Consider the following 6384-nt stretch of genomic DNA (forward strand, 5'->3'; position numbering starts at 1 on the left):
GCTTTAAAAACTAGATGTAACTCCTTCTCCAGCACAGTACCACGAACGATTACATAACCAGATTTTGAATAGTCTAGTACATCAATTTTTTCTTTCTGTTCGTAGGGAAGGCCTTCGTCTCCTCCTCTAGTATCACCAATCATTGGCAAGTAGCCATTGGGCAAGGTAATAGCTCGCAAGAAAGCCTCGGCTTTCTCAATATAGTGCTCACCCATATTAGAGATCTTTTGCTCGCCAAGTAGAGCCAAGGATCTAAGCTGCTTGAGCCTGCCCAGCATCATTTTCTGGTAGCCGGGGCTGTTTTCCTTGTGCACCCCTTCGTCGGTGAAGGCGAAGGTCACTTCATCTTTCAGACGTTGACGGTTGTGCTGCCGATAGGCGTCAAAATCGTGATGATCAAACATCAACCCTATGGTCAGGGCAATCATCGCCTGATCAAAACCATGGTTGGTATGCTTGGAGTAGTGCTTGTCATCCTGGAGCCAGTTCAAGTGTTCGATGATCAGCTTGGCAAGGGGCTGGGCACCAATTCTTTCATTATCCAAGAGTCCGTTGCTATTACAGAACAAGAGCCAGTTGGTCAAGTTACGTACGCGGAATGCTGCGGCATGATCGTGCCATACCAGTGGCGATTTCTTATCCTGCTTTGCATTGCTTACCCAACAGTGAATCGCATCTAAGCAGAGAGAAAGGTAGCGGTTGCGCTCCTCCTCACTTTGCAGTGCCAGACTGTTAACATACCAGTTGAGGAACGGCAGTGCCTGCAGCTGCCACCACCAGTTGCGATCACGCTCCAGGCTTTTCCAGTCGAAGGCCAAGATATCTAGGTCGGTATCATCGAAGCTTTTGGCTTCAAAGCGCTGATCATCGAAAAGTTTTTTCAACTTTTCGTAATCAGCCTTATTCTTGGAGTTAACTGTCTTCTGCATGTACTCGATGGCACTTGGCGTTACGTAGGTTAATAGCTCTTTCGTGGTCATAAAGATTGGTTAACTCTGTTGAATGATATGCTGCCAACGTTGACGGATATCATGGGACGGAATCGCGGTAATCAGCTCGCTTGTCAGCGCTTGACTCGGCTCGCCGTGTAACACAACTTGCTTGGCCTCTTGAAGTGAGCGGATCACATATTGACTCCCCCAGATTTCCTCAGCCCCATCCCAGTTCCAGATAATCGGCATAGCACCAGTCAGCATCCCCTCACCAATAGCCATATGGAATGACTCAAAGTCCGATGGCGAAAGGATAAAACCTACCATGCTGAACCATTCATTAACATCATCACCCGGCGGATCAAAGATCACCTTATGCCGTAACCTGGGGTTGGTATTTATTCGCTCAAAGACATTACAGTAGTAAGCCAGCTCATCCTCGCGCTTAAGCAGCCAACCGTAGTCCAGCGGATGCTTGCCCTTTACCCGAAGGCAGTAACGGTCGTCCTCTTCCAGCAGGGATTCCAACAGGTCCAGTGCACGATCTAACCGCTTTCTCGCCGGGGCCACACCGATGATACCCAGGGTGTAGCGGGCATCGCCAGTCTTCTTCTTGGGCGTGAACTTGCTTTCATCCAGCAGGTTGGGGATCACCGAGGTCTTCTCAAAGGGGAAGCCGAAGGCCTTCTGCCCTTCCCGTCGGATGAACTCGCTGACGTAGCTGATATGGTCGATATTGCCCCAATTGGCCTCGGCCACGTAGGGCAGTTCGCGTTCCTGCAAGTGAAAACGCCCCACTAAGCGCTGGTGGGGCAGCTTGTTATGCGAGTACCACTTGAGGTTGCCCAGACACCACTCACAGAAGATCACGTCGGCCTTTTCCAGTAAGGATCGGCTGCGATTTTCATTATGCTTATTATGGTCTTGCCACCGGTCTGTCAGGAACTCGAACCGACCGGTGGCTTCCAGTTTTTTCTGGAGCAGCGTAAAGAATTTTAGGTCGTGTCCAGCAACCAGAACCCGGGTTTTCTGAGTAGGCTTGAGAGCCTTAGGGGTTTCCTCTAGCCATTCGCGAATCTCTGTTACGCGGGTCGAAAAGGTATGCCGCTCGGCTAACTCTCTCAGTCGATTTGCGGCTTCCTCAGCGATCTCAGGTTCGCTCAAGGCACGAGTGAGCTGCCGAATAAACTCTTCGCGGCTGTTAGCAAACAATGGGTAGTCAGACCCCAGCAGCTGTTCATGCAACGAATTTCGGTTTAAGATCGCGGCGCAACCTGATCCCCCGTACTCCAGTATCTTGGTGGAATATTCAATGGTATCGCCCATGCTTTCGTCACGCCAGGAGAGCCCCACTCGAGCCTGCTGCAACTGCAGCTGAACAGCTTCGCGTGACTGTGCGCCCAACCAACTAAGACCAATTGTATTCTTTAGCGCCTTTTGCATGCGCTCCTGATAGTTAGTCCGGCCTGGTTCCTGATGAAATTTATCACCGATCATTATAAGCTCAATGTCGGGCAACTGACGGTGGATCTCAGACCAGCATTCAGCCATTTCCAGGGTCATCCAGTCGCCCTTGAACTTTCCAGCATAGATCGCCCGTTTGGGACGCTCAACCAAAGAACGCAGCTCCTTTGGGATATCCGGTATCACAGGGGAATAGAGGCGCACTTTGTTAGTATCGAGCCCCGGCACCAAGGATTGCCACAGTGCCTTAAATGCTTCGGTCTGGCAAAGTATACGGTGGCAGCCTTGTGCAATCCGCTCCATGATCTGGCGCTGTTCCGAATCGTACTCAGCCACCGACTGGGGAATGTCGGTAAGGTATACCCAGGACTTGGCCAGCACGTCTGGCGCTTCAAGTAGAGGAGTGGCGATTTCCAACCCACGCACGATAAGCACATCATAAGGGTTGGTACGATCTTCTCTAATGGCCAATTCTGCCATACTTGGAAGAGACAAGCGCATTGGACTTTTGCCGTCCCAATACTCGGGCGCAGTAGCGTCGTGGATAGTCAGGTTATCGGCAGACTCAAGCGGAGCAAACATTTCATCACGCTTCGGCGAACTCCTGGCCAAGAAGTCGACCTCTGCCAAGCCAGTGGCTGCGGTTGCAAGGGCGATGGTCTGCGCCCAGATGGAGGAACCATCGATATAGTTAAGATCAGGGTTAGCGCATATCAATACACGTTTTTTCATACTTCAGCCCCTTCTCCTTTTAGAGGAGCTATACTACCAACTTGGAATTGATCGCTGTCGGCTAAGTAAAGATCAGAGCGAGCAATTTGAACCTCCGGGCTGGCATCAAGATAATGCATTATGAATTCCGCAGTTTTCCACAAAGAGCCACAAAGAGCTGTTGCTCCACCGTATGCAAATCGATCGTCACTTAACGACTTAGCCCAGCCGCTTGCGTCCGGCTCATACAAGCTGGCGTTGACCAAGTCTCTTAGATAATGCTCACCGTAATGGCTGAAGGGCGCCAGCCAACCAGCGATAGGTTTATCAACCTGCTGCTCGGTTACCCAAGCCACCTTTTCATCAGGTTTCAGCAGCACAATGTTTTCAGGCAGATCTCCTGGCAGGCTTTCAATACCAGACGGGCAGACTATCCCCATGCGGAAGGAACGGTATGATTGCTTTGTAGCGAAGTGATTTAGAGCTTCCAACTCCGCCTGTGACTCCACCTCAGCTAAAAGCAGCATCGGCGGGTCGGTTGCCAATCGGTGTTCGATGCCAATCTGATCGAAGATATCATTCAGGCGATGGGCGTAGGTGTGCTTGGCAAACACTTCCCGAATACCAGCCAAGCTGCGACGCCGCCATTCGGCATCATCGGTCATCAAAACACGGATGGCTTCATCCGCCTCTTCCTGGCTGTGAACAAGCCACACGGCTCCGGAGCCGAACAGGTTTTCAATGCCCTTTGCATAGGTGCTGACCACAGGAGTCCCACAGGCCATCAGCTCGAATACCCGGCGCGAGAACATGGTAGGAGAATCGGTGACCGAGTTGACGTTGAGAAATACCCGATAGCGGCTGTACTCGTCGCAGAGTTCCTTATAGGGAAGGCTACCCTTTATCCCGGCCTGGTACTCCTCAGGGAAAGGAAAGACACCGGTACCGTGGTTACGGTCGTAGATATCCAGGCCGTGCTGGTTAGCTGCTTGCAGGAGCCAGCGCATGGCTTCGCCGCGTTGGGCATGGCGATTACCGTACCAGCTACCCGCAAAGCAGGCCCGCTGCTTGCGGTTCGCCAGCGGTGCCGGTTTATGCAGTGCCGGCTGGGCAGCAAACGGTAGCGCGTGAACATTTGGATTGCCGGTCTTGGCCGCATAGGAGGCCTTCATGTTGGCGTCGGTAGTGAAAATGTGATCCACCAGCTTGGCACTGCACATGAACTTGTCATGGTGGACTGGGTCTTCCTTGTTCCAAAATAGAGTAGGAATACCCTTCTCACGAGCGTATTGGCATAGATGTTCTACTTCTTGGCCGGGCTTGTTGGCGTAGTCCGCCACACGGTACTGCCAGCTTCCATAATTTCCCTTCCAAGCACTTTCAATAAAGAATAGTGCTGGCTTGTACTTCTCCGCGAGAGCGTACCAGTTATCCGGGCGGGGCTGAATCAGATTGACTTCTGTCTCGAAGCAGCCGGTGGTGAACTCGTCCATAATTCCAATCACATAAGGCTTACCATTGGGCGAGTGTTTCGGCCAGCCCAAGATGCTAATTTCTTGTGCGGCGGCAGAAGGAGGGTTAAATTTCGTAGGAGGCTTTTCCAAACTTCCGCGGCTTTCGGATTGTGATGCCAAACCTTGTTGCTTTAAGTGCTCTCCGTGGTTTCCAGAAGAATGGGTGGTACCGAGCTTGGCAACTTTTCCGTATGGCACTCCCAGGCGCGTGGCGAGCGGAATAACAAGCTTCCACTTAATATAGCGAAGACCCTGCAGAAGTTTCATCCGTTGTTTAGATTTTTTTTTGGGGGGATGCTTGAGGCGCCACAAGCGTACAGGAAGCTTTACTGCATCAATTAACGAGGTTGAAGCAGCCTTCAAATACAGTCCAGCCTTGTAGGTTGGGCTTGCCTTCATAGCAGAAAGCCGCTGACAAACCTCACGATACTTTGCGTTCGCAGACCGGAGCTTACTATCAGCATCATGGTATTTCACCCTGAGCTCTTTAAGTTTCGTATTGGCATTATAGTATTTTGCACTGAGATCTTTAACCTTCGCATTGGCAGCATCCAGCTCATTCTGAATTGCAGAAATTGCTTTTTCAGCCTCACGCTCCTTGGTTGACAGCTTTTCTTTCACCTCAACCAATTCTTGGCTGACGGACTCATTTTTTAACGTTTCAGCTCTCAGGCTAACAAGCAACTTTGTGTAATTATCTTGCCGTTGTGAAGTCATCTTATCAAAAGATGTACCAGCCTTCTCAATTTTAGAAACTGACGCTAATATAGCATAATCTTCATTGTAAATTTCTTTGATTCTCGCTTCTATTTCAGGAGTAATTACCTGGCTTTGTTCTGGTAGAGCTCTTTTTTGTGCGTACTTCCTTTGCAAATAACCTGCGGGCGTGTCGACATCGCAGTGCTCAAGCAGTGTACTTCCTCTCTTTGTGCTATTGCTGGGCTCGCGAAACGCCTGGTCACACAAGTATTTTGGCAGTATTTGTTGCATTTGCTCATAAACATGCTCCATCGGAATTACCATGGTGTATGTTATAGGCAGCAAGTGCCACGACTGCGGATACAGATGACCATCAACCTCATTCCAGCGTTCTGTTTCTAACAACGAAACATAGTCATTCACGAAGTCACTAAAGGTCAATAGACCAGGGTCTCGGCCTGTTGCTTTTTTAAGCTTTTCGAGCAAATCCTCAGCACCATCCTGCTGGATCAGCTTATTTTTATATACAGAGAAAACACGCTCAACGGGATCTCTATATATAAAGATTTTATTGGAATAGCTTTGATCTATCTCTTCTGGAGAAAGATTTTTGATTTGTGCATGTTTTGCCATGCATCCAATAGAAGGAATTTTCCCCGGACAAATCCCTGGATACATCAACTGGAATAGTTTTTTGAAGGATGTAGATGCGTTTTTACGAATATAAGTGTAAAAAAATGAAACTCCATCTCTCTGAAAAACAAAGTCTGGCGAGAAACTTCTTTTTCCAGGGAACAAACTCTCGTGCTTATAACTCATATTTGCAATACCAAAAAATGGATGTAAGAAACATCAACCGGCCGTCCAAACACCTCGGCTATCGACAACCATTTTACCCTTTAATTCTTCGAGTTTTATCTTCTTGAAAACCTTATGATCAACTAAAAGAACAACAACATCTGCACATCCAAGTGCAGCATCCACACCAATCAAAGTAGCAGCATTCAGTTTATCTGGCAGCTGTGAAATATTGGGTTCAACCAACATGACCTTACCAGGGTGGA

Annotated in this window: 3 protein-coding genes and 1 pseudogene; all 4 read right to left on the bottom strand. The window is 49.3% G+C overall.

The annotated features are described in order from the left end of the window. Nucleotides 1-980 (bottom strand): heparinase II/III family protein (locus Q427_RS02670; RefSeq protein ID WP_043510752.1); only part of this gene is annotated, 980 nt, incomplete at its 3' end. A gap of 9 nt (nt 981-989) precedes the next feature. Next, entirely contained in the window at nt 990-3128 is a 2139-nt protein-coding gene (locus Q427_RS02675; protein ID WP_043510754.1) for a glycosyltransferase family protein, read from the bottom strand. Continuing rightward, nucleotides 3125-6139 (bottom strand): glycosyltransferase family protein, encoded by a 3015-nt coding sequence (locus Q427_RS28535; RefSeq protein ID WP_081785782.1) that lies wholly within the window; start codon nt 6137-6139, stop codon nt 3125-3127. Before Q427_RS28535 ends, Q427_RS02675 begins: the two co-directional genes overlap by 4 nt. A 33-nt stretch (nt 6140-6172) precedes the next feature. Next, nucleotides 6173-6384 (bottom strand): annotated as a pseudogene (locus tag Q427_RS30960) (UDP-N-acetyl-D-mannosamine dehydrogenase); the annotation flags it as partial.

The organism is Halomonas sp. BC04 (genome assembly GCF_000568385.1).

What these genes read in the sequence shown, in the direction of transcription:
- Q427_RS02675 (WP_043510754.1), bottom strand. Translation starts at nt 3,128, where the DNA reads ATGAAAAAACGTGTATTGATATGCGCTAACCCTGATCTTAACTATATC.
- Q427_RS28535 (WP_081785782.1), bottom strand. Translation starts at nt 6,139, where the DNA reads ATGAGTTATAAGCACGAGAGTTTGTTCCCTGGAAAAAGAAGTTTCTCG.